The following is a 23,198-nucleotide window of genomic DNA, read 5'->3' on the forward strand; positions in this document are numbered from 1 at the left end:
GGCCGGGGGCGTTCTCGCGTCCGCGGGATCAGCGGGATCAGCTGGATCAGCGGGAGAAGTCCAGCCGGTCCAGGCGTACCGGGCCGCGCAGACTCAGGTGCAGGTCGTGGACGCCTGCCGGAACGGCGTCGAGCGGTACCCGCACGTCCGCGTAGGCGTAACGACTGCCGGTCACCGGCACGTCGACGGTCGCCAGCGCCGTGCCGTCGCCCAGGCGCAGTTCGAGCGATGCCCCGCTCGGAGCGGCCTCTTCCCGGGAGACCCGCACCACCACCGTGTCCGGCCCCTCCCTGCCGAAGTCGCAGCCGCGGAAGAGCAGCCAGCCCGGCTCCGTACCGCCCGGAGTGACCGCGTCGCCGCGCTCCTTCGACCGATCGACCAGCACCACGCCGCCCTGCTCGTCGAAGTCCGCGCCCGCGAGGCCGCGCCCGCGCACCTGGCGCGGGGCGGGTGGCTCGCCACCGACCGTGAGGATGCGCGTCACGCGGATGTCGGCACTGGACGCGCCGGCCTGGATCTCGTACGCGCCCGGGCCGACGGTCCACAGCCCGTGGGCCACGTCCCAGAAGCCGAGCCGGTCGAGCGGCACGGTGAAGGCGAGGGTGCCGGACTCACCGGGCGGCAGGGACAGCCGGCCGTACCCGATGAGGCTGCGGGCGGGCCGCCGCACCCCGGTGTCGGGCGCCCCGGCGTACAGCTGGACGGTCTCGGTGCCGGCGGTACGGCCGGTGTTGGTGACCGTGAGCGTGCCGGAGACCATGTCGCCCTCGAGTGACAGGTCCAGTTCGCGGTAGTCGAAGGACGCGTACGACAGCCCGTGGCCGAAGGGGTAGAGGGGCGTTCCCCGGAAGTAGAGGTAGGTGGCGCCCGCGCTGATGATGTCGTAGTCGAGCAGGTCCGGCAGGTGCTCGTCGGCGGCGTACCAGGTCTGGGGCAGGCGTCCGGACGGGGAGACGTCGCCGAACAGCACGCGGGCGAGGGCGGTGCCCGCCGACTGGCCGCCGTGCGCGGTCCACAGCAGCGCGGGAAGCGCGGCATCGGCCTCAGCGACGGCGTAGGGGTAGCTGGAGGTCAGGGCCAGGACCGTGCGCGGGTTGGCGGCGTGGGCGGCGCGCCAGAGGGCGTCCTGCCGCTCCGGCAGGGCCAGCGTCCGGCGGTCCTCGGTCTCACGGCCGTTGATGTGCGGGTCGTTGCCCGCCACGACGATCACGGTGTCGGCGGCGCCAGCGGCGTGCGCCACCTCCTCCAGGCCGCGCCCGGTGATCTCCACTGTGAACGCGGTGCCCTGGTCGGCAACCTTCAGCCCGTCGGCGGTGACTTGGATGTACCGGCCCGTACCCGGGTGTTCGAGGAGGTGAGCGTCGCCGTGCTGCTCCAGCCTGAACGTCTCCTGCACGATCCAGCCGCCGGGCTGGTCGGCGGCGGCGCGCACACAGCCGTCCTCGGCAACGGTCAGGTGGCGGCCGGAGGGCGCCCGCAGCGTCAGCAGGCCCTCGCCCCACTCCGTCAGGGTCAGTTCGGTGGGCCGGTCGCCAAGGCGCACGGGGGGCAGGTCCGTGCGGCCGGTGAGGTGTGCCGGGTTCAGGGAGGCCTCGCCCGCGCGGGAGGCGACGTCCGCGGCGGGCTCCGGCACCTGCACCCAGCCGTCGGCCGTCCGCAACCGGACCCGGTCCGCGCCCTCGGCGAAGATCACCCGGTCGGCGCCCAGGCGCTCGCGCAACGCGTCCACCAGCGAGGCGCGCCGGATCAGGCTGCCGCTGTACCAGTCCGTCTTCACCTCGTCGGCGAGCGGGCCGACCACCGCGACCGTTCGCGTACCGCTCCCGTCCAGCGGCAGCAGCCCGTCGTTCTTGAGCAGCACCACGTCGGCCTCCGCCGCCCGCAGCGCGAGCGCGCGATGGGCAGGGGTGTCGTAGGAGCTCAGGTCGGTGGCCGCGTACGGACCCCGGTCCGGGTCGAACTCACCGAGCCGGACGCGCAGGGCCAGCAGCCGGCGTACCGCGGTGTCGATGTCCTTCTGGTCGATCAGGCCGCGCCGCAGCGCACCGTTCAGCCTGTCGGTGATCTTCGACGAGTCCTGGTCGTGGTCGGTGAAGCTGTCCACTCCGGCGCGCAGCGCGGCGGCCGTCGCCTCCTCGTGCGAGTCGAAGTAGTGCTCGGAGTCGACCAGGTTCGACGGGGCGCCGGCATCAGAGCAGACGATGAGATCCTGGCCGGTCCACCGGCGCAGCTGCTCGTCGAGCAGCGGGGAGACGTGGTTCGGGCGGCCGTTGACCAGGTTGTACGCGGGCATCACTCCGGCGACGGTGCCCGCCTCGATGGGTCCGCGGAAGGCGGGCAGGTCGTATTCGTGCAGCACGCGGGGGCGCACGGAGGAGGAAGTGGTGTCGCGGGCGGTCTCGTTGTTGTGCGCCAGCCAGTGCTTGAGGACCGGCGCGGTGCGCCAGTGGACCGGGTCGTCGCCCCGCAGCCCGGAGGTGTAGGCGGTGGCGAGATCGGAGGTGAGTCGCGGGTCCTCCGAGTACCCCTCCTCGTTGCGGCCCCATCGCGGGTCCCGCAGCAGGTTGACAGTCGGCGCCCAGACGTTGAGCCCCACGCGGGAGTCGCGCGAGCGCATCGCCCGCACCTCGGTGCCGACGGCCTCCCCGACCGCGCGCACCAGCTCCGCGTCCCAGCTCGCACCGAGACCGACGGCCTGGGGGAACACGGTGGCCGGGCCGCTCCAGGCGACGCCGTGCAGCGCTTCCTGTCCGGTACGGAAGGCGTCCAGGCCCAGCCGCGGCACCGCGGGGGCGAACTGGTGCAGCATCGCGATCCGCTCGTCGGGTGTGAGCCGTCCGATCAGGTCCTCGACCCTGTCGGCCAGGGGGAGTCGCGGATCGCGGAACGGCAGGTCGTCGGTGGTCACACAGGCCCCTTCGAGTAGAACAGGCGCGGAACGACTATGGGCTTCGAAGCGCTTCGATGCTGGTGTGAGGGGTCGGCACTGTCAAGGCATACGACGGTAACGGCCCAAAGTCCCCAGTCCCTTGCCGGTGCGGTCGGCGATTCCGCGCACTGCGGACTCTTGCGCGGCCCGCCACACACACTTAACCTCATCGCAACATCGAAGCGCTTCGACCGATGGTTCCCCATCTTCTGCCAGACCCCATTGAGATGCCGGCCGGCGTGCTCCGCCACGTGTCCTGGTGCCGCCACGAAGGGTTGACGCAATGCCGAACTCCCAGGCCCCGGCTCCGGCCGAACCAGCCACTCCCAGCCGGAGAACCTTCCTCACCGGCGCGATAGCCGTAGCCGCGATCACCGCGGGCGGCCCCCTGTTCACCGCGTGCTCGTCCTCGAAGAGCACGAGCAACAAGGGAAGCGTCGCCACCGGCGACGCGCTGAAGAAGGTGCTGCCCGCCTACGTACCCTCGACGCTGGTCGCCCCGGACGTCCCCGGCGTGAACGGCTCGAGCCCCGGCTTCACCAAGCTCCCCGACCCGCTGGTCGTCTCGGTCAAGGCCAAACCCGGCAAGGGAAGCACCTTCAAGGCGATGACCCCGATCTGGGGGACCGTCCCGAAGAAGGACAACGCCTACTACAAGGCGGTCGACGAAGCGCTCGGAGCCACGGTGGAGTTCGACCCGCTGGACGGCACCACCTACCAGGAGAAGATCGGCGCGGTGCTCGCGTCGAGCGGCATCCCCGACCTGGTCACCATCCCCGGCTGGAACATGCAGGGCCAGATCCGCAACGCCATCGAGAACAGGTTCGCCGATCTGGGCCCGTACCTGTCCGGTGACGCCGTCAAGAAGTACCCGAACCTCGCGGCCATCCCCACCGGCGCCTGGCAGATGGCGGTCTTCGGCGGCAAACTGCGCGGCCTGCCCAACTCCGGCGGCGTGCTCGGCAACGCGATCTTCTACCGCAAGGACCTCGTCGACGCCGCCGGCGTGGCGCTGCCGAAGACGGCGGACGAGATCGTCTCCTTCGGCAAGTCGGTCACCGACGCGAAGAACAAGCGGTGGGCCTTCGACGACCTGTGGACATGCATCCAGAAGCTCTACGGCGTCCTCCCGGACGCGCCGCACTACTGGCAGCTCAAGGACGGCAAGCTCGTCCACAAGATAGAGACCCAGGAGTACCGCGAAGCGCTCGCCTTCGCCCGCAAGCTCCACGACCAGAAACTGGTCCACCCCGACGCCGACGCGGGCAAGGACGGCGACGCGAAGATCCGCTTCACCTCCGGCCAGACCGTCATGTACCAGGACGGCACCGGCGGCTGGTACGGCATGGTCTCGGAACAGTCCAAGCAGAACCCGAAGTTCGACATGCAGGCGCTGGACTACTTCGCGGCCGACGGCGGTACCCCGCTGCTGTGGCAGGACGACCAGGCCGGGATCTTCAGCTTCCTCAACAAGAACCTCCCCAAGGAGAAGATCGAGGAACTGCTCGCGATAGCCGACTACGCGGCCGCCCCGTTCGGCTCGAAGGAGTTCCAGCTCGTCAACTACGGCGTCGAGGGCACGCACTACCACCTCAAGGACGGCGCCCCGGCCTTCACCGACCAGGGCGTCCAGGAGGCCCAGCCCGCCACGCTCTACTTCCTCGCCGCCCCGCCGCCCTCCATCGCGCACCCCGACCAGCCGCAGATGGTCAAGGACTACGCGGGCTGGATGGCACGCCAGGCACCCCATCTGAAGAAGCCGATGTTCTACGGCATGCAGGTCGTCGAACCCACCCGCTACGCCTCCCTCTACACGGGCTTCGACGACCTGCAGAAGGACATCCGGCGCGGCCGCAAGCCCGTCAGCGCCGTCGAGGACGCCGTCAGCACCTGGAAGAAGAGCGGCGGCGAGCAGTTGCGCGCCTTCTACCAGGACATCCTCGACAAGAACGGCAGCGGGGCGTGAGGACGAGGGTCCGTGTCGCCGCGGGGCTGCCCCGGCACCCCGGCACCGACGGCACGGCCCGGCAGGAGCACGCCGCCCCGGCGGCGGCTCCGACGCCGAAGCCGCCCGCCCCCGGCATCACCCGCCGGCAGCGCTTCCGGCGCGACCGCACCCTGCTGCTGATGACGGTGCCGGCCGTCGTCCTGCTGCTGATCTTCAACTACGTGCCGCTGCTCGGCAACGTGGTGGCGTTCCAGGAGTACGACGTCTACGGCGCCGGCATCACCGGCAGCCCCTTCGTCGGCTTCGAGAACTTCCAGCGGCTCTTCGAGGACTACCGCTTCTGGGAGGTGATCGGCAACACCCTCAGCATCACCTTCACCCAGCTGATCCTCTTCTTCCCGATCCCCATCGCGCTGGCCCTGCTGCTTAACAGCGTCTTCAACGACCGCGTCCGCGCCTGGGTTCAGGGGATCGTGTACCTGCCGCACTTCTTCTCCTGGGTGCTGGTCATCACCGTCTTCCAGCAGATGTTCGGCGGCGCCGGACTCATCGCCCAGCACCTGCGGCAGCACGGCGTGGACGGCTTCGACCTGATGACGAACCCGGGGCTGTTCAAGTTCCTCGTGACCTGGCAGGCGGTCTGGAAGGACGCGGGCTGGGGCGTGATCGTCTTCCTCGCCGCGCTGAGCGCCGTCAACCCGGACCTGTACGAGGCCGCCGCCGTCGACGGCGCCAACCGCTGGCGCCGCATGTGGCACATCACGCTGCCCGCGCTGCGCCCGGTGATCGCACTGCTGCTGGTGCTGCGCGTCGGCGACTCGCTCAACGCGGGCTTCGAGCAGATCCTCCTCCAGCGGGACGCGGTCGGACCCGGTGCCTCGGAGATCCTCGACACCTACGTCTGGTGGACGGGCATCAAGACCGGCGACTTCGGCTACGCGGCCGCCGCCGGAATCTTCAAGGGCGTGTTCAGCGTGCTCCTCGTGCTGCTCGCCAACCGGGCCGCCCACTTGCTGGGCGAGCAGGGGGTGTACTCCAAGAAATGACCGCCATACTCACCGACCCGGACAGCCGGGGCGCCACGCCCCTGGAGAAGATCGACAGGACCGGCGGACGACCGGTGTGGGAGGAGCAACCCAGCGCGATCGGCCAGGGGATCAAGGGGCTCTCCCTCGTCGTCGTCTGCCTGTCCATCCTGGCGCCGCTGTGGGTGGTGGTCGTCACCAGCCTGTCCGACAGCAGGACCATCACCGAGGCCGGCGGCCTGGTGCTCTGGCCCAAGACGATCACCTTCCGGTCGTACACCGAACTGCTGAGCGGCGGGATCGTCACCCGCGCCGCCCTGGTCAGCATCGTGGTCACGCTGGTCGGCACGGCGTTCAGCATGGCGGTCTCCATCCTGTGCGCCTACGGGCTGTCCCGTACCGGCTCCTTCGCCCACCGCCCGATCCTGATGACGCTGATGCTGACCATGTTCTTCGGCGCCGGACTGATCCCCACCTACCTGCTGGTGACCGGTATCGGACTCCAGGACAGCTACTGGTCGATGATCCTGCCCAGCGCGATCAGCGTCTTCAACATCCTGGTCCTACGCTCCTTCTTCATGGGCGTGGCACCGGAACTCATCGACAGCGCCCGCATCGACGGGGCCGGCGAGTGGCGGATCCTGTTCCGGATCATCATGCCGCTGTCCCGAGCGGTGATCGCCGTCGTCTCGCTCTTCTACGCGGTCGGCTACTGGAGCCAGTGGTTCAACGCCAGCATCTACATCAACGACAGCGAGAAGTACCCGTTGCAGATGATCCTGCGGCAGATCGTGCTGAAGCAGGAAGTCCCGCCCGGCGCCATGGGACAGGCGGTCAGCAGCGGCGCGATCTCCAGCCTGTCGGTGCAGATGGCGGTGATGGTACTGGCGCTGGTGCCCGTCGCCGTGCTCTCGCCGTTCGTCCAGAAGCACTTCCACAAGGGCATGCTCATCGGCGCCGTCAAGGGCTGACGCCCCGTCCGACCCTCCGCTCACTCCCCCAGCACAGTGAGGTCTTCGTCATGCCCCTGCCCAGCCGACGCGGTGTGCTGCTCGGATCGGTCGCCGGTGCGGCCGCCGCCGCCCTGCCCGCGGTCCCGGCCCGTGCCGCGCAGCCCGACACACACCCGGCACGGCCCCACCGCTGGCGCACCGTGGCCATCGGCGGCGCCGGCTTCGTGACCGGCGTGCTGTTCCACCCGGCCGTGCGCGGCCTCGCCTACGCCCGCACCGACATCGGCGGCGCCTACCGGTGGGAGGAGCGCACCGCGCGGTGGACCGCGCTGAACGACTCGCTGGGCTGGGACGACTGGAACCTCCTCGGCGTCGAAGCGATGGCCGTCGACCCGTCGCACCCCGACCGCCTGTACCTGGCGGTCGGTACCTATGCGCAGTCATGGGCCTCCCCCGGCGCCGTACTGCGGTCCGACGACCGGGGCGCCACCTGGTCGCGCACGGATCTCACGGTGCGGCTCGGCGCCAACGAGGACGGGCGGGGAACGGGCGAACGCCTCCTCGTCGACCCGCGGAACAGCAGTGTGCTGTGGCTGGGGACCCGGCACGACGGACTGTGGAAGTCGTCCGACCGCGGCGCGAGCTGGGCCCGCGCCGAAGCCTTCCCCGGCGCGCCCTCCGCCACCGGGCAGGGCGTCACCTTCCTCGCCGCGGCCGGACGCGTCCTCTACGCGGGCTGGGGCGACGGAGGCAGCGCGCTGTACCGGACGACCGACGGCATGACCTGGGAAGCCGTACCCGGTCAGCCCACCGGGGCCAACGTCCGTACCCCACAGCGCGCTGTCCACTCCTGCGGCATTCTGTACGTCACCTACGCCGACGCTCCCGGGCCCAACGGCATGGCCGACGGCTCGGTGTGGAGGCTCGACACCGCCGCGGGCACCTGGCGCGACATCACTCCGGTGCAGCCCGCCGAGGGAGACCGGTTCGGCTATGCGGGCCTGGCCGCCGACGCCCGCCGCCCCGGCACGGTGATCGCTTCCACCAACAACCGCTGGGGTTCGGTCGACACCCTGTTCCGCACCACCGACGGCGGTCTGACCTGGACTTCGCTCAAGGACACCGCCGTCCTCGACGTAACCGGAACACCGTATCTCCGGTGGGGCGAGGCCGCGCCGAAGTTCGGCTGGTGGATCCAGACCGTCGGCATCGACCCGCACGACTCCCGCCACGTCGTCTACGGCACCGGCGCCACCGTGTTCGGCACCCGCGACCTGGTCCATTGGGCCCCGCAGATCCGCGGGCTGGAGGAGACCGCCGTCACCAAGCTCATCTCCCCTCCTACCGGAGCCGCCCACCTGCTGTCCGCTCTCGGCGACATCGGCGGCTTCTACCACGACTCCCTCGACTTCTCCCCCGCCGCCGGCATGTACACCGGCCCCGTCTTCGGCTCAACCACCGGCCTGGACCAGGCGGCGCTCAAGCCCTCGTACGTGGTCCGCACCGGCTGGTCGTCGACCCGGAACGGCGCCTACTCCGAGGACGGCGGCCGCAGTTGGACGCCTTTCGCCGCCCAGCCCGAGCAGGCCGCGAGCGCGCCCGGCCCCGTCTGCGTCAGCGCCGACGGCCGCACGCTGCTGTGGTCGCTGATCCACTGGAGCGGCACCACCTATCCGACGCAGCGTTCCACCGACGACGGCGCCCACTGGACCGAGGTGGGCACCTTCCCCCAGGGCGCCACCCCGGTGGCCGACCCCGTCGACCCGGCCCGCTGCTACGCCTACGACACCGGCTCCGGGACGCTGTTCGTCTCCACGGACGCCAGCGCGGTCTTCACAGCCGCCGCCACCGGACTGCCCGCCGGCGACACCCAGTACCGCATCGGCGCCGCTCCCGGACGCTGCGGCGATCTGTGGCTGTCGGCCAAGGACAGCGGTCTGCTGCGGTCCACCGACGGCGGCGCCACCTTCGTGCGCGTCCCGGGCGTGGAGGCCTCCTACACCCTCGGATTCGGCAGGTCCCTCACCCCGCGGGGATATCCGGCGCTCTTCCACGTCGCCCGGATCAACGGGGTCACGGGTGTCTTCCGCTCCGACGACGCGGGCGCCAGCTGGCTGCGGATCAACGATGACGCCCACCAGTGGGGCTGGACCGGACAGACGATCACCGGCGACCCCCGTATCCACGGCCGTGTCTACCTCGGCACCAACGGCCGCGGCATCCAGTACGCAGACGCCCTCTGACCTCCCGACGAAGCGAGTGTCCTCCATGCCCGATCTGAACGACGCCGCCCGCGGCCGGATCCTGTTCGGCGGCGACTACAACCCCGAGCAATGGCCCGAAGAGGTGTGGCAGGAGGACGTCCGCCTGATGCGTGACGCGGGGGTCAACACCGCGACCGTCGGGGTCTTCTCCTGGGCGCGACTCGAACCCCGCCCGGGAGCACGCGACTTCAGCTGGCTCGACCGCGTGCTGGACCTGCTGGACGCGAACGGCATCGGCGCGGTGCTGGCCACCCCCACCGCCTCGCCGCCGCCCTGGATGGGTGCCCGTCACCCCGAGACGCTGCCCCGCTCCGAGGACGGCTCGGTGATCTGGTACGGGTCGCGCAACCAGTTCTGCGCGAGCTCGCCCGTCTACCGCGACTGCGCCCGCCGGATCACCGAGGACCTCGCCGAGCGCTACCGCGATCACCCGGCACTGCGGATGTGGCACATCAACAACGAGTACTGCACCAGTTGCTGGTGCGACGAGACCGCCCGCCACTTCCGCCGCTGGCTGAGCGCGCGTTACGGATCGCTGGAAGCCCTCAACGAAGCCTGGGGCACCGCCTTCTGGAGCCAGCGCTATGACTCCTGGGAGGAGATCGTCCCGCCGCGCAAGGTCCAGTACATCGTCAACCCGACCCAGGGCCTGGACTTCCGCCGCTTCACCTCCGACGCGCTGCTGGAGTGCTTCACCGCAGAACGGGACATCGTCGCCCGGCACAGCCCCGGGGTACCGGTCACCACCAATTTCATGCCGATGTGGATCGGCCAGGACGGCTGGACCTGGGCGAGCCGCGAGGACGTCGTCTCGGTCGACATCTACCCGGATCCCAAGGACCCGCACGGCGGTGCGTACGGCGCGATGGTCCAGGACCTGACCCGCTCGCAGGCCGACGGCCCGTGGATGCTCATGGAACAGGCGGCGGGCCCGGTCAACTGGCGGGGGGTAAACCACCCCAAACCGCCCGGCCTGATGCGGCTGTGGTCGCTGCAGGCCGTCGCGCGCGGCGCCGACGCCGTGTGCTTCTTCCAGTGGCGGCAGTCCCGCCAGGGCAGCGAGAAGTTCCACTCCGGGATGCTCACGCACACCGGTGCGGGCGGCCGCACCTTCCAGGAGGTCAAGGGCCTCGGCGCGGACCTGGTCCGGCTGGCGGCCGCCGTGGGCGGCCGCGTCGAGTCGCAGGCCGCGATCCTGCACGACTGGAACGCCTGGTGGGCCGGCCAGCAGCCCGGCCGCCCCTCCACCCGTCTCGACTACGAGCAGGTCCTGCGCTCCTGGCACCAGGCGCTGTGGGAGAGCGGAATCACCACCGACTTCGCCCACCCCGAGACGGATCTGAGCCACTACCCGCTCCTGCTCGTCCCCCACCTCTACCTGCTCACCGATGCCGCCCTGGACAACCTGGCCGGCTACGTCCGCGGGGGCGGCACCCTGGTCTGCGGCTTCTTCACCGGAGTCGCCGACCAGGACGACCGCATCCGTGCCGGCGGCGTGGACGTCCGGCTGCGCGAACTCCTCGGCCTGGCCGCGGTCCACGAATGGTGGCCGCTCGACGACGGGGAGACGGTCACCCTCGAGGACGCCGCCCTGGGCACCTTCCTCGGCACGCTCTGGTCGGAAGACCTCGAAGTCTCCACCGCGCACCCGGTGGCCGTCCACAAAGGCGGCGTCCTGGACGGCCGCCCCGCCGTGACCCGCCACCCCTACGGAGACGGCACCGCCTGGTACGTGTCGGTCCTCCCCGAACCCGCGGCGCTGCGGGCCCTCCTCACCCGCGCCGCCGACGAGCCCGGTGTAAGGCCCCCACTGCCTGCCCTCCCCACAGCAGTGGAGGCCGTACACCGCGGCGACCTGCTCTTCCTCCTCAACCACGGGCGGCACCCGGCCACGGTGCCCGTCCCGGGCGCCCACACCGACCTGCTCACCGGCCGCGACCTCACGGACGAGATCCACCTCGACCGTTACGGCGTCGCCGTCCTGCGGCGGGCCGGATCGTGACCGCGATCCGCCGGCGCGGCAACTGGGATCCGCTCCCCGCCGCCCGCTGGGAGGACGCCTTCCTCACCGGCAACGGACGGCACGGTGCGATGGTGCACGGCGACCCGGCCGACGAGCAGGTGGTCGTCAACCACCACCTGCTCGTCCGGCCCAACGGCGCCGAGGACCGCCGCGCGCCGCACCTGGCCGACGGACTGGAGCGACTGCGCGACGACATCCTGGCGGGGCGCGCCGCCGAAGCCGTCCACCGCACCGTCGGCGACCGGCCCCTGCAGTGGGTCCGCCCCTTCCACCCCGCCTTCGCCGTCCGCGTCCGGCGACCGCGCACACCAATCACCGGCTACCGCCGCGCGATCGACTACCGCACCGGCACCGTCCGCACCACCTGGACCCAGGACGGCGGCCGCTGGACCGCCGAATGCTTCGTCTCGCGCGCCGACGACGTGATCGTCCATCGCCTCACCCCGCCCCCGTACGGCACGATCACCGCGGAGATCCGCCACGACGTACGGCTGCCCGGAGCCCCTGACGAGCTCCACGTGCAGAGCACCGCCGCCGACTGCGGAGAGCGGGTGGCCGAGGCGCTGATCTCCACCTCCGTGCGCTACCCGCACAGCGACCTCGGGTACTCCGGCTGGACCCGGGTCATCGCTCGCGCGGGCACACTGCGCACGTCGGGCGGCACGACGTCCGCCGAAGGCTGCACGGAGCTCACCCTCCTCACCCGCGTCGCCCCCTGGAGCGCCCCCGGCGCGCCCGCGGCGCGGCGGTCCTTTGAGTCGCTGTTCGCCCGCCACCGGCCCCTCCACCAGGAACCGTACGACCGCGTGGAGCTCGATCTCGACGCCCCGGAGGGGCATCGCGCGCTGCCCGCCTCGACGCTGCTCGCCGATCCCGTGACACACCGACTCGCGCTGCTGGAGCGGCTGTTCGACGCGGGCCGCCACCATCTGCTGTCCTCCTCGGGCCTGCTGCCGCCCCGCCTCACCGGGATCTGGACCGGTGACTGGGAGACGGCCTGGCAGGGCGCGTTCACCTGCGACGCCAACCTCAATCTGCAGATGTCCTCCGCCGCGGTGGCGGCACTGCCGGAGGTCTCCCTCGCCCTGGCCGCACTCATCCGCTCGCAGCTCGACGACTGGCGCGACAACGCGACCCGCCTCTTCGGCACGCGTGGCATCGTCGCCCCCGCCCACAGCGACGGCCTGTCCGGTCGCGCCTACCACTACTCCGACGCCTATCCGCTGCATCTGTGGACCGCCGGAGCCGACTGGCTACTGCACCCACTCCTGGACCACGCCGCCGTCACCGGCGACCGCTTCTTCGCGCACGAGGTCCTCGCCCCGCTGCTCGCCGAGACCGCCGCGTTCTACGAGGACTTCCTGACCCGCACCGGCCCCGGCGGAGCGCTCGTCCTCGTCCCCTCCTACTCCCCGGAGAACACCCCGGCCGGCGCCGACAGCCCCGTCACGGCCAACGCCACCATGGATATCGCTGCCGCCCGGCACGCTCTGCGAGCCACCGGTGAGCCCGCGCACGCCGCGCTCGCCGACCGGCTGCCGCCCTACCGGACCAACCGTGACGGCGCACTCGCGGAATGGTCCTGGCCGGGCGATCCGGAGCGTGCCCCAGACGCCTACGACCACCGGCACATCAGCCACCTCTACCCCGTGTGGCCGCTCGACGAGATCAACCCGTGCGACACCCCCGAACTGGCCCGGGCGGCACGCCGCGCCCTCGAACTGCGAGGCGCCGAGAACGACTCCGCCCACGGCCACCTGCACACGGCGCTCGTCGCGGCCCGGCTCGGGGACGCACAGCGCGTGGCGGGCGCCCTGCTCTCCGTGCTCGACCAGGACTTCTTCCACGCCGGCCTGATGAGCTCGCATTACCCGGGACGCGCGGTGTACAACGCCGACGCGGCGCACACCCTGCCCTCCGTGCTCATCGAGGCGCTGCTGCACTCGACCCGCGACCGCCTCGTGCTCCTTCCCGCGCTGCCGGTCTTCCTCCCCACCGGCACCCTGCGCGGCATCCGCACCCGCTGCGGCGTCACCGTCACCGAGCTGTCCTGGTCGGTGCCCGCCCGCCGGCTGCGGGTCGTCCTGCGGGCGGCCACCGACCTCACGGTGCGCCTGCAGACCGGAGCCGACTGCCGGCCGCACCCCCACCGTCTCCCCGCCGACCGGGACCTGGTCCTGAACCTCCCCCTCGGCGGGGTTCCCCCCACCAACCCCCCACTCAGCAAGGGAGTCCCCCCATGCGCAGAACCGCGCGCCCGTTCCTGAGGACGACGCTACTGACGCCGATCCTGGCGTTCCTCGCCGTCCTCGGCCTGCTCGCCGCGCCCGCCCAGGCCGCCACCTGGTCGTCCTCCGACCAGTGGGCCACCTGGTCCAACGGTGGCTACACCCTCTACAACGACGTCTGGGGCGGCGGAGCCGGCGCCCAGACCATCTGGGCCAACTCGTACAGCAACTGGGGTGTCTGGGCGAACCATCCCAACACCGGCGGCATCAAGTCCTACCCCAACGTCACCAAGTACGTCGGGAAGCCGCTGTCCTCGCTCTCCAGCGTGAAGAGCAGCTTCAACGTCACGGTCCCGAGCACTGGCGCGTACGAGACCGCGTACGACGTGTGGGACTCCGCCAACGCCTACGAGATCATGCTCTGGATGAACAGGACCGGCGCGGTCGGACCCCTCGGGACCTCCCAGGGCAACATAACGCTCGGCGGCCACACCTGGACCGTCTACAAGGGCAGCAACGGCTCCAACGCGGTCTTCTCCTTCGTCCGCACCGGCAACACCGGCTCCGGCACGGTCGACATCCTCGCCATCCTCAACTGGATCAAGAACACCAAGGGTTGGTTCTCCAACATCACCCTCGGCAACGTCCAGTTCGGCTACGAGATCACCTCGTCCTCCGGCGGCCTGAACTTCAACACCAACAGCTACAGCGTCACCTCGTCCTGATGGTCGCCACGCGGCCGAGCCTGCACAGGCTCCGCCGCGTGGCCGGCGGTGCGCAAGCCGCGTCAGACCTCCAGTTCGGCCTCGATCTTCTTGAGTTGATGCCTGGCCATCGCCAGGTTGGCCCGCCCCTTGTCCAGGGCCAGGTAGAGGAAGAGGCCGTTCTTGCCGCGCCCCTTGATCAGCCGGATCAGGTGGTACTGGCCGCCGAGGGTGATGAGGATGTCCTCGATCTCGTCCTTGAGGCCGAGCATCTCCATGGTGCGCACCTTGGCGCGCACCACGTCGGTGTTCCCGGCGGCGGCGACCGTCAGGTCGAGGTCCTTGCCGCCGCCCAGAGTGCCCAGTGCCATGCCGCTGGTGTAGTCGACGAGGGCGACACCCAGCGTGCCCTCGATCGATGTCGTCGCTTCCTTGAGGCAGATCTCGATGTTCGCCATGAGCGGGTACTTCCTTCCGGTCTTTCGGTGGTGTGCGGTAGGTGACGCGTCGGAACGGTGGTGCGGTCAGGTGGTCTCGGGCCGGATCAGCGTGCCGTCGGTCAGTTCGGCGATGCGGGCACTGCACCGGCGGGCCTCCAAATGGAGTCGGCCCACGTTGGCGTCCGTCCCTGCCCATGCGGTCAGAACGACGGAGACGCCCGCCGCATAGGTGGCGACATAGCCCTGCTCACCCCGGACCAGCAGCTCCCGGAACGCGCCCCGGTCGGTCCCGTCCGCCAGGCGGAGGGCGACCGAGAGCACGGCCGCGCTGAGCGCCGCGACGGTCTCGGACTCCGGGGTGGCAAGGTCCTGGGCCAGCACCAGACCGTCGGTACTCGCCGCGAGTACGCCGGTGAGATGCGGAACGCGGGCCCGTAACCTTCGGAGCTCTTCCAGGACATCGGCTTCCGTCGCCATCAGCTGTCTCCTCTCGGCGCGCTGTCTCATTGCGCGTCTCATGACGGCGTTGCCGGTGCCTCATGGGCGGGCCGGAAGATCACAGGGTTGCCTCCAATGCGTCACGCAGTCGGCGCAGCAGGGATATGTCGGGGTCCGCGGACAGGTCCGCGACCCAGGCCGGGATGGGGGAAGGCTCGGCCGCCGCCGCTCTGCGGGGGGTCCGCAGGTGCCCGGCGGCGGCCAGCCGGCGCACGTCGACGAGGGTGTGGAAGGCGGGACGGCCCAGCAGCCGGGCCATCGTGAACGGGGTCCGTATGCCGTCCGCCAGATCGAGGACGGCCCGCTGCCGCCGGGTGACCGCGGGGTTGTCGGCCGCCCGGTCGCGGACGACGGGCGCGCTGTCGACCTCGGGGTGCGGCCAGATCCGGTCCAGCAGCTCCTGCCGCCGCCGGGTCTCACGCTCGACGACTTCGGCGCGCAGCGGGCGCACGGGCCCGAACCAGTGGGTGGCTCCGTAGCGGAAGCGGGTCGGGCCGGTTCTGGGGGCGAGCGCGAAGAACGCGGCGTCGAAGACCGCACCGAGATGGCAGATCTCCAACTCCCCGCTGGTGAGCAGATTGCTCTCGACGAGGCTGCGCCCGACCCGGCACCGTGCCCCTGCCCGGTCGATCGTCTCCTGCCACTCCGCCGAGGAGAGCCGGCGGCGGGCGAGCAGCAGAACGTCGACGCCGGGTGCCGCGGGACTCTCGGCGTGGACGACCTCTCCGTCGAGCAGATAGACCGTGCCCGTCTCCCGCAGCAGGGCACCGGTGGCCCGGTCTCCGGCCATACGGACCAGCATCGAGGGGTTCAGCGCTCTCATCCGAGCACCAGACGCTCGGCCAGTCCCTGGAGCCGGATCCGGGCAAGGGCGAGATTTCCCTCGTCGCGGTCGAGCCAGAGATGGAAGAACACGCTGCTGTCGAAGGTGGTGTCGACGAAGCGCAGCAGGTGATAGCTGGTGGGGGTCGTGACGATGACGTCCTCGACGGGCGATCCCTTGGCGGCCTCGGCGTCCCCGTGGTTCCCAGCCGTTGCGAAGGCGGTGTGTTCGGCGGCCATCCGGGCCAGTTCGGCCGTCTCGACCGCCGTGGTCTCGTAGTCGTTCGTGGGGGATACACCGAGAGTGCCGAGTGCCAGTCCCGTGGTCCACTCGACGACGGCGGCTCCCCGTGCACCGGGCAGACCCATCGCTTCGAGTAAGCACTCATCGATTCCGGGCACGCGGATTCCCTCTCGGTTCGCGGCAGTTGAGCACCTCAGCCGCACTGCGGTGACCGTGAGACTACGCACGGCGATGCGCCGGATGCGGACGTAAGGTGATTTCCCGCGAAAACACGCAGCGTTGGACTATGCTCCGCCCTTGCCAGGTGCATAGTCGGTCGCGGGCGGGCCGGTCGTGTCGGCCCGCCCGGCGATCAAAAGTGCTGTCCCGCTACAGCCGCCCTGCGCCCGCGCCGCAGTCGACGAGGTGCGGAACCGCGGTGGGGCTGTCGACGCGGGTGCGCAGGGTGGGAGTCCAGCCCGCGTCACCGGCGATGACCGTGGTGGGGTGGCTGGCGTTGAACGCGCCGAGGAGGTCGGTTTCCTTGCCGTTGACGGCGTTGTGCTCCTCCGTCATCGCGGTGCCCTTCCAGTACGCGATGACCCGGTCGGCGCCGACCGACCCGGGCAGCGTGAACGCGTTGGCCTCCGCGACGAGTTGGGACCGGTAGCCGGCTCCGAGGCTGTAGACGTATTCCTGGCCCGGCGTTACGACGTAGTGGTTGTTGTAGGCGTCGACCTGTCCGAAGCGGACCCGCGGCGCTCGTTCGGTGATGCCCTGGAGAAGGTTGTGGTGAAGGGTCACGCGCAGCTTGCCTTCGTCGGTGGCACCGGCGCTGTCGCTGTTGCCGAAGAGCAGCGTCTTGTCGTGGTCGGTGAAGGCGTTCCAGGAGGCGGTGACGAGGTCGGCGCCTTTGACGATGTCGAGTTCACCGTCGTGCTGCTGGTAGATCCGTCCGAAGTAGAACGGCTGGGCGGCGTCGGGGCGGCGGCCGTCGGTGAACGTGTTGTGGTCGATCCAGACGTGGGTGGCGCCGTAGACGACGAGGTTGTCGTACTCGGAGTTCCAGTTGCCGGTGGCGCCGTCGGTGGGGTCCCACTGGGGGAAGCAGTCGAAGGCGTCCTCGAAGGTGAGATTGCGGACGATGACGTTGTCCGCGTTCTTGATCTGAAGATCGAGGGCGAGCAGCCCGGCGTGGTTGCCGAGGCCCACGATGGTGGTGTTGGAGCCGACCGCGAGCTCGACCCGCGCGGCCTGACGGGCGGCGGAGGCGCCGCGGGCGTCCTCCTGCGCACCGGCGGGCAGGGTGCCGGTGCCCCAGGTGGCCGGGTCGTACGCAGCGAGGTAGGAGTCGAGGGAGTAGCCGTCGGTGGCGTAGTCCGCGCAGGTCAGCGGCTGCCCGGCGTCGTCGGTGTTGCCGTCGATGGTGCCCTTGATCTGGATGATCTTGGGCGTGGCGTCGCCGCCGTTGAGAGCGGCGGCGAGCTGTGCGCGGGTGCTGACGGTGAACGTGTGGGCGGCGTCGGCCACCGCGCCGCCGGTGGTCCCGGTGCCCGAGGACGCCCAGCCGTCCCCTGCGGGCAGTACGGCACGGGCGGGTGCCGTGGGGTGGGCGGCCTGCGCGGGCACGGCCAGCGCCAGCGAGGCGCAGCCGATCAGTGCGGCAATTACATGGGCATGACACATTCTTCTCATTGCGGCTCCCGCTGAAAGGAAGTGAACGGGTGGAAGGACCAGGTGCGGTGAACGGGTGCGGTGAAGGGGGTGGGGCCGCTGCGGGGCGGCGGTCGGAGCGTCCGCCCCGCCGCGGACGTCAGCTCTTGTGCTTCTTGTAGTCCGCCTGCGCGGCGTTGAGCTTGTCCGCGAGCTTGTCGGCGAAGTCCTTGGCCGAGGTCTTGCCGAGCAGCAGCTTCTGGAAGTCCGGCTCGGAGTCGGCCTTGGTGATGCTGTTCCAGTCCGGCAGGTAGTAGGGGAACTGCACGATCTTGGTCTTGGGGTCGTTGGGTGAGTCCATCGCGGCTTTGGTCGGCTTGGCGTCAGTGATCCACTTGTCCCCCGCGGTGCCGGTGTTGGCCGGGATTGCGCCCGCCGACTCGTTCCAGAGGCTGTTCATCTCGGCGGAGGCGGCGAACTCGATGAACTTCCAGGCGGCGGCCTTGTTCGTGCCTGACTTGAACAGCCCGAGCCCGTCGACCGGGTTGGACACGACCGTCCGCACCCCGCCGTCGGTGGACGGCGGCAACGGGATGCCGTCGATCCTGTCCTTCCCGAACGCCTTCACATGGTCGGTGTACGAACCGAGGTTGTGCTGCAGCATCCCGATGCTGCCCTGGTCGAACTCGGCGACCATCTTCACGAAGTCGTTGTTGAGATCGGCCTCGGGAGTCGCCTTCTTGTACAGGCCGGCGTACTTCTCCAACGCGGCGATGTTCCTGGGGTCGTTGACCGTGGTCCGGTCGCCGTTCCAGAAGGTGTCGATCCCCGACTGGGCGTACATCATCTCCAGCGCCTGCGCGATCGAGCCCTTCCCACCGCGCAACGTGAAGCCGAACTTGTTGCTCTCGACGTCCGTCAGCTTGTCCGCCGCCGCGTACAGACCAGCCCAGGTGGTGGGCGGCTGCAGGCCGGCGGCGGTGAACAGATCCGTGCGGTACCACAGCGTGCCCTGGTTGGCGGAGGTCGGCACCTCATAGAGCTGCTTGGCATCGCCACCGGCAGCCAGAACGCTGGTGACCATGCCGGTGACGAGCTTGCCCTTCAGAGCGCTGCCGTCGATCCGGTCGGTGAGCGGCTCCAGGGCGTTCTGCGCGACCATGTTGGCCAGATACGCCGTGCCCACGCCGCCCACGTCGGGCAGCCCACCGCCCGCGATGGCGGTGTCGTACTTCTTCTGCACATCGGCGATCGGGATGCCGACGTACTCGACCTTGATGTCCGGGTTCTTCTTCTCGAAAGCGGCGATGATCTGCTTCCAGACGGCGGTGCGCACACCACCATTGTTGTCCCAGAAGACGATCTTCCCCTGGCCCTTGCCCTCGTCACCGGACTTGGTGCCGGAGTCGCCGCACGCGGTGGCGGTGAGTGCGAGGGTGGCGATGAGCGCAGTGGCGGCGATCAGACGGGATCTGCGGTGTGGGTTCGTCGGTTCTGACATGGCGGCTCTTTCGGTTGTGGGATTCAGTCGTGGGCTGCGGTTGTGGAATTCAGGGGGCGGGTTACAGGGAGCTGGGTTTGGAGAGATCGATGCGGGAAGCCGGTCATCGCGCGGGCCAGAGCCGCGGCCTCGTCACGGCCGAGCCGCCCGTCCGCGATACCGGTCACGATGCGCCGGGTGACGGTGGCCGCCGCCGGCATCGTCAGCCGCTCCCGCGCGGCGAGCGAGGAGCCGACGCCGGGGTACTCGTCGGTGCGCACGAACCACGGATCCGGTCCGCTGAACACCAGCGTCCAGTCGTCGCCGGCGAGCGCGAGCCAGTCGGCCGGGCGGCCGTGCACCGCCTCCTCACCGTCCGCATCCGCGCTGAAGACCCGCGGGAGGCGGCCGTTCTTCGGTGCCCGCCAGAAGAAGCCGCCGTATCCCGCGCCGGGCCGGCCGTTGGTGGTCGGGCTGCCGATGCTCAGCGGACGGCCGGTGGTGTTGGTGAGCATGAAGGCGAAGTCGAGTGCCCAGGCGGTGTCGTCGATCTGCCGGACGCCGACGGTGCGCCGCTCGTACAGCAGCTCACGATCGTCGGCCGTCCAGGACAGTTCCTCGGCGAAGCCGGCGGCCGTCCGCCGGAGCCAACCGCCATGCCGCTGCACACCGTGGTTGTCCAGCCCGGTGGGTCCCCGGCCGCGGACGAAGGTCCGGCCGCCCCAGAAGTTGCGGCCTTCCACGTCCGGGACCGCGACGCTCACCCCCAGATGGTGACGGTGGTCCTCGGGCATCAGCTCGGTGACCGCCACTCCGCCCAGGGTTCGGACCGGGTGCAGATACGGGCGCGGGGACAACTCCTGTTCCAGTTCGGGCCGGTGGACATAGCGGCCGACGACGCGGCCGCCGCACCGCAGTACGAGGGGAGGTGTCATCAGCAGCGCACCTCCCGGGACTGCTGCGATACGGCCCAGGGCGCGCCGAGTTCCGAGAAGAGCGCGAGCCTCTGCGCGGCGGCTTCGACCAGGCCGTCGACACCCGGGACCACACGCCGCTGGGAGCGCTCCCCCGCAACGGCACGCCACAGGCGGCCGGGGACCGGCATCGGATCGGCGGCGGTACGGATCGCCTCGACGACCTTCATGAAAGCGCCCGTGGCGCGCGGCGGGACGAGCAGTTCCTCGCTGTGCGCGATGTGGGCCAACAGGTTCTCCAGCAGGTCGGTACGCGCGAAGACGCGCTCCTCGGGGCCGCGGGAGGCACGCTGCAGCAGCACCCGGTCCTGCTTGTACCAGAAGGTGATGCGGCCCCTTGTGCCGTGCACGGCGATGTACGGTTCGGCGGCGGTCTCGGCGCACAGCGTGGCGGCGACGGTGACCCGGGTACCGCGCGCGGTCCTGATCCGGACGCAGGAGGTGTCATCGGACTCGATGTCGTTGGCGCGGAAGAGTTCGGTCTCGATCGCGGCCACATCTGTGGCACGATCACTGCCGTCCAGCCGCAGTGCGGTGGCCACGGCGTGCGCCAGCGGGTTGGTGAGCACGCCGTCGACCACGTCGACACCCCGTAGGGTGCGGCGCCCCGACCAGGCGGCACGTGCGAAGTACTGCTCGTCACGCACCCAGTTGCCTGCCGCTCCGATGCCCCGTACGCGGCCGATCGCGCCGTCGGCGATCAGTTCGCGCACCGCGGTCACGCCCTGCGAACCGAGCGACTGGAAGCCGACCTGGCAGGCCCTGCCACTCGCTTCGAGACCGGCGACCAGTCGTTCGTACTCGGCGTACGACGGCGTCGGGGGCTTCTCCAGCAGCACGTGCGCGCCATGGGCGGCGGCGGTCAGTGCCAGGTCGGCATGGGTGTGGATCGGTGTGCAGACGATCGCGACGACGGCGCCCGTCCGGTCGATCAGCTCCCCCAGGTCGGCTCCTTGCGCCGGAGTGCCGAGACCGGCCAGCCGGTCCTTCTCCGGCGGCCGCACGTCGCACACCCCGGCCAGCCGTACGGTCCCGGCGGCGGTGAGTCTGCGCAGGTTGTCCAGATGCCAGTGCCCGTGGCCGTGCGCGCCGGCCAGTACGACGGGTATCGCCCGCATGCCGTTCACCCCTTGACCGCGCCGGCGCTGAAGCCTGTGATCAGCCACTTCTGGATGAAGGCGAAGACGATCACGACCGGCACGGCGGCCACGACGCCGCCCGCGGCCAGCGCTCCGAGATCGACGCTGTCGGCGCCGATCAGGGTGTTGAGGCCGACCGGGATCGTCTGCTTGTCCTGCGAGCTGAGGAACATCAGCGCGAACAGGAAGTGGTTCCAGCTGTGGACGAACGCGAAGGAGCCGACCGCGATCAGACCGGGCCGCAGCACCGGCAGCACCACCGCGCAGAACCCCCGGAAGCGCGAGCAGCCGTCCACCCAGGCGGCCTCCTCCAGCGCCATGGGTACGTTCTTGATGAAGCCGCTGATCAGGATGATGGACAGCGGCAGTTGGAACACGGTCTCCGCGATGATCACGCTCCACAGTGAGTTGATCAGCTGCAGGTTCCTGAAGATCTCGAAGAGCGGGACGAGCATCAGCGCGCCGGGGATGAACTGCGAACACAACAGCCCCAGCATGAAGGCGCTCTTGCCCCGGAACCGGAAGCGGGCGAGCGCGTAGCCGCCGCACAGCGCCACCACAGTGGTGGTGATCAGGGTGGCGACACCGACCAGCATGCTGTTCTGGAAGTACATGCCGAACGACCGCTCGTTCCACACCTTCGCGAAGTGCTCGCCCGTGGCGGGCCAGGGCACCAGCGACGTCGACCCTGCCGGCCGCACCGCGAACAGCAGCATCCAGTAGAACGGGACGAGCGTGAACAGCAGGTACAGGCCGAGCGGCAGATAGATCTGCCAGCGAGGCGTGCCGTCGTCCACCGCGCGGCGCCGCCGCCGGGCGGTACGCGGCGGAGTGATACCAGCGGGAGGCACCGCTCGGATGCCCTTCTCCGCGAGTGCGGCGGTCATGTGCGGTCGCCTCCGAACTTGCTCAGGCGCAGATAGAGGATCGAGCAGAAGAGGAGGATCACGAAGGCGACGGTGGTCAGCGCCGACGCGTAGCCGAAGTCGTGTCCGTCGACTCCGGTGTTGGCGACGTACAGCGGCAGCGTGGTGGTCTGGCCGGCCGGTCCGCCGCCGGTGAGGGTGTACAGGAGGTCGACGTTGTTGAACTCCCAGACCCCGCGCAGCAGCGTCGACAGGACGATCGCGTCCCTCAGGTGCGGCAGGGTGATGTGGAGGAGCTTCCGGTACCGGTTCGCGCCGTCGACCGAGGCCGCCTCGTACAGCTCCTTGGGGATGGACTGGAGGTCGGCGAGGATGAGGATCGCGAAGAAGGGGACGCCGCGCCAGAGTTCGGCGAGGACCGCCGCCCAGAACACGGTGCCGGTGTCGGAGAGCACCGAGGTGCCGTAGGTGCCGATCCCGGCGTCGGCGAGATAGCGGCTGAACCCGGTGGACGGGTTGTAGAGCAGCATCCAGATGGTGGTCGTCAGAACGCCGGAGACCGCCCAGGGTGAGAAGACCAGGGCGCGGGCGATGCCCCGGCCGATGAAGGTCTGGTTGACCAGCAGTGCCAGCACCAGTCCGAGGGCGAGTTGCAGACCCACCTCGACGACGACCCATCGGGCGCTGAAGGCCAGGCTCTGCCAGAACAGCGGGTCGTCGGTGAAGATCCTGGTGAAGTTGGAGAAACCGGCGAAGCCGTTCCGCCAGGGCTTGGTGACGTTGTAGTCCTGCAGGCTGTAGTAGAGAACGCTGATCATCGGGTAGGCGATGAACCCGAGCATCAGCAAGGCTGCCGGGGCTATCAGCAGATACGGGAGGCGCCGGTCGCGCCGCCGGGATGGTTTCGCCACGGCGATGGCCATGACTGGGACTCCTTCACTACGGGGTAAGCGCTTGCTGAATGGTGTGCGGCGTCCCGGACGGCGAACGTCAGGGGCAGTTGCGATGCGGAAGGGGGCTGCGGCGGGC

Annotated in this window: 18 protein-coding genes; 7 read left to right on the forward strand and 11 right to left on the reverse strand. The window is 70.2% G+C overall.

Annotation, left to right across the window (positions count from 1 at the left end):
- Positions 1-46: 46 nt before the first annotated feature.
- Positions 47-2,908 (reverse strand): glycoside hydrolase family 3 C-terminal domain-containing protein, encoded by a 2,862-nt coding sequence (locus tag C6N31_RS18075; protein ID WP_269283765.1) that lies wholly within the window; start codon positions 2,906-2,908, stop codon positions 47-49.
- Between the two features lie 304 nt (positions 2,909-3,212).
- On the opposite strand from C6N31_RS18075, the gene C6N31_RS18080 reads away from it, so the two are divergent.
- Genes C6N31_RS18080 through C6N31_RS18110 form a run of 7 tightly spaced genes read left to right on the forward strand, consistent with a single transcriptional unit; the run spans position 3,213 to position 14,095 of the window.
- On the forward strand, positions 3,213-4,895 hold the full coding sequence (locus tag C6N31_RS18080) for a type 2 periplasmic-binding domain-containing protein (protein WP_232485351.1): 1,683 nt from the start codon (positions 3,213-3,215) through the stop codon (positions 4,893-4,895).
- Positions 4,892-5,923, forward strand: a complete 1,032-nt coding sequence (locus C6N31_RS18085; protein WP_138354571.1) for an ABC transporter permease — start codon at positions 4,892-4,894, stop codon at positions 5,921-5,923. The genes C6N31_RS18080 and C6N31_RS18085 overlap by 4 nt, the downstream gene beginning before the upstream one ends.
- Positions 5,920-6,873 (forward strand): carbohydrate ABC transporter permease, encoded by a 954-nt coding sequence (locus tag C6N31_RS18090; protein WP_198357831.1) that lies wholly within the window; start codon positions 5,920-5,922, stop codon positions 6,871-6,873. Before C6N31_RS18085 ends, C6N31_RS18090 begins: the two co-directional genes overlap by 4 nt.
- A 50-nt stretch (positions 6,874-6,923) precedes the next feature.
- Entirely contained in the window at positions 6,924-9,098 is a 2,175-nt protein-coding gene (locus tag C6N31_RS18095; protein ID WP_138354569.1) for a WD40/YVTN/BNR-like repeat-containing protein, read from the forward strand.
- Positions 9,099-9,123: 25 nt separating this feature from the next.
- The gene (locus C6N31_RS18100; RefSeq protein WP_138354568.1) at positions 9,124-11,121 is read left to right on the forward strand and encodes a beta-galactosidase; all 1,998 of its coding nucleotides are present in this window, start codon (positions 9,124-9,126) and stop codon (positions 11,119-11,121) included.
- Positions 11,118-13,409 carry a glycosyl hydrolase family 95 catalytic domain-containing protein gene (locus tag C6N31_RS18105; protein ID WP_307811461.1) on the forward strand — a complete coding sequence of 764 codons (2,292 nt, stop codon included), beginning with the start codon at positions 11,118-11,120 and terminating at the stop codon, positions 13,407-13,409. The genes C6N31_RS18100 and C6N31_RS18105 overlap by 4 nt, the downstream gene beginning before the upstream one ends.
- Positions 13,382-14,095, forward strand: a complete 714-nt coding sequence (locus tag C6N31_RS18110; protein WP_138351596.1) for a glycoside hydrolase family 12 protein — start codon at positions 13,382-13,384, stop codon at positions 14,093-14,095. Before C6N31_RS18105 ends, C6N31_RS18110 begins: the two co-directional genes overlap by 28 nt.
- 62 nt (positions 14,096-14,157) lie before the next feature.
- Here C6N31_RS18110 and C6N31_RS18115 read toward each other — a convergent pair whose 3' ends face one another.
- The 10 genes from C6N31_RS18115 to C6N31_RS18160 all read right to left on the reverse strand — a co-directional run bounded on the left by C6N31_RS18115 (position 14,158) and on the right by C6N31_RS18160 (position 23,092).
- Entirely contained in the window at positions 14,158-14,532 is a 375-nt protein-coding gene (locus C6N31_RS18115; protein WP_138351595.1) for a hypothetical protein, read from the reverse strand.
- Between the two features lie 66 nt (positions 14,533-14,598).
- Positions 14,599-15,033 (reverse strand): roadblock/LC7 domain-containing protein, encoded by a 435-nt coding sequence (locus tag C6N31_RS18120; RefSeq protein WP_138351594.1) that lies wholly within the window; start codon positions 15,031-15,033, stop codon positions 14,599-14,601.
- 37 nt (positions 15,034-15,070) lie between these two features.
- Positions 15,071-15,835 carry a transcriptional regulator gene (locus C6N31_RS18125; RefSeq protein ID WP_198357832.1) on the reverse strand — a complete coding sequence of 255 codons (765 nt, stop codon included), beginning with the start codon at positions 15,833-15,835 and terminating at the stop codon, positions 15,071-15,073.
- A complete protein-coding gene (locus C6N31_RS18130; RefSeq protein ID WP_198357833.1) occupies positions 15,832-16,236 on the reverse strand; it encodes a hypothetical protein in 405 nt (134 codons plus the stop codon). The genes C6N31_RS18125 and C6N31_RS18130 overlap by 4 nt, the downstream gene beginning before the upstream one ends.
- A gap of 211 nt (positions 16,237-16,447) precedes the next feature.
- Complete coding sequence (locus C6N31_RS18135; RefSeq protein ID WP_198357834.1) at positions 16,448-17,752, reverse strand: pectate lyase family protein; 1,305 nt, start codon at positions 17,750-17,752, stop codon at positions 16,448-16,450.
- 118 nt (positions 17,753-17,870) lie between these two features.
- On the reverse strand, positions 17,871-19,211 hold the full coding sequence (locus tag C6N31_RS18140; protein ID WP_198357835.1) for an ABC transporter substrate-binding protein: 1,341 nt from the start codon (positions 19,209-19,211) through the stop codon (positions 17,871-17,873).
- A gap of 23 nt (positions 19,212-19,234) precedes the next feature.
- Positions 19,235-20,125, reverse strand: a complete 891-nt coding sequence (locus C6N31_RS18145) for a DUF6807 domain-containing protein (RefSeq protein ID WP_198357836.1) — start codon at positions 20,123-20,125, stop codon at positions 19,235-19,237.
- Positions 20,125-21,282 carry a Gfo/Idh/MocA family protein gene (locus C6N31_RS18150; RefSeq protein ID WP_198357837.1) on the reverse strand — a complete coding sequence of 386 codons (1,158 nt, stop codon included), beginning with the start codon at positions 21,280-21,282 and terminating at the stop codon, positions 20,125-20,127. Before C6N31_RS18150 ends, C6N31_RS18145 begins: the two co-directional genes overlap by 1 nt.
- 5 nt (positions 21,283-21,287) lie before the next feature.
- Positions 21,288-22,190, reverse strand: a complete 903-nt coding sequence (locus C6N31_RS18155) for a carbohydrate ABC transporter permease (protein ID WP_138351588.1) — start codon at positions 22,188-22,190, stop codon at positions 21,288-21,290.
- Positions 22,187-23,092: a carbohydrate ABC transporter permease gene (locus tag C6N31_RS18160; protein ID WP_198357838.1), complete on the reverse strand. Its 906-nt coding sequence runs from the start codon at positions 23,090-23,092 to the stop codon at positions 22,187-22,189. The genes C6N31_RS18155 and C6N31_RS18160 overlap by 4 nt, the downstream gene beginning before the upstream one ends.
- Between the last annotated feature and the right edge of the window lie 106 nt (positions 23,093-23,198).

The sequence above is a fragment of the Streptomyces fildesensis genome, from assembly GCF_016107395.1.
Taxonomy (GTDB): Bacteria; Actinomycetota; Actinomycetes; order Streptomycetales; family Streptomycetaceae; genus Actinacidiphila; species Actinacidiphila fildesensis.

Coding starts and splice junctions, on each gene's coding strand:
- C6N31_RS18080 (WP_232485351.1), top strand. CDS start 3,213: ATGCCGAACTCCCAGGCCCCGGCTCCGGCCGAACCAGCCACTCCCAGC.
- C6N31_RS18090 (WP_198357831.1), top strand. CDS start 5,920: ATGACCGCCATACTCACCGACCCGGACAGCCGGGGCGCCACGCCCCTG.
- C6N31_RS18095 (WP_138354569.1), top strand. CDS start 6,924: ATGCCCCTGCCCAGCCGACGCGGTGTGCTGCTCGGATCGGTCGCCGGT.
- C6N31_RS18100 (WP_138354568.1), top strand. CDS start 9,124: ATGCCCGATCTGAACGACGCCGCCCGCGGCCGGATCCTGTTCGGCGGC.
- C6N31_RS18110 (WP_138351596.1), top strand. CDS start 13,382: ATGCGCAGAACCGCGCGCCCGTTCCTGAGGACGACGCTACTGACGCCG.
- C6N31_RS18115 (WP_138351595.1), bottom strand. CDS start 14,532: ATGGCGAACATCGAGATCTGCCTCAAGGAAGCGACGACATCGATCGAG.
- C6N31_RS18120 (WP_138351594.1), bottom strand. CDS start 15,033: ATGAGACGCGCAATGAGACAGCGCGCCGAGAGGAGACAGCTGATGGCG.
- C6N31_RS18125 (WP_198357832.1), bottom strand. CDS start 15,835: ATGAGAGCGCTGAACCCCTCGATGCTGGTCCGTATGGCCGGAGACCGG.
- C6N31_RS18135 (WP_198357834.1), bottom strand. CDS start 17,752: ATGAGAAGAATGTGTCATGCCCATGTAATTGCCGCACTGATCGGCTGC.
- C6N31_RS18140 (WP_198357835.1), bottom strand. CDS start 19,211: ATGTCAGAACCGACGAACCCACACCGCAGATCCCGTCTGATCGCCGCC.
- C6N31_RS18145 (WP_198357836.1), bottom strand. CDS start 20,125: ATGACACCTCCCCTCGTACTGCGGTGCGGCGGCCGCGTCGTCGGCCGC.
- C6N31_RS18150 (WP_198357837.1), bottom strand. CDS start 21,282: ATGCGGGCGATACCCGTCGTACTGGCCGGCGCGCACGGCCACGGGCAC.
- C6N31_RS18155 (WP_138351588.1), bottom strand. CDS start 22,190: ATGACCGCCGCACTCGCGGAGAAGGGCATCCGAGCGGTGCCTCCCGCT.
- C6N31_RS18160 (WP_198357838.1), bottom strand. CDS start 23,092: ATGGCCATCGCCGTGGCGAAACCATCCCGGCGGCGCGACCGGCGCCTC.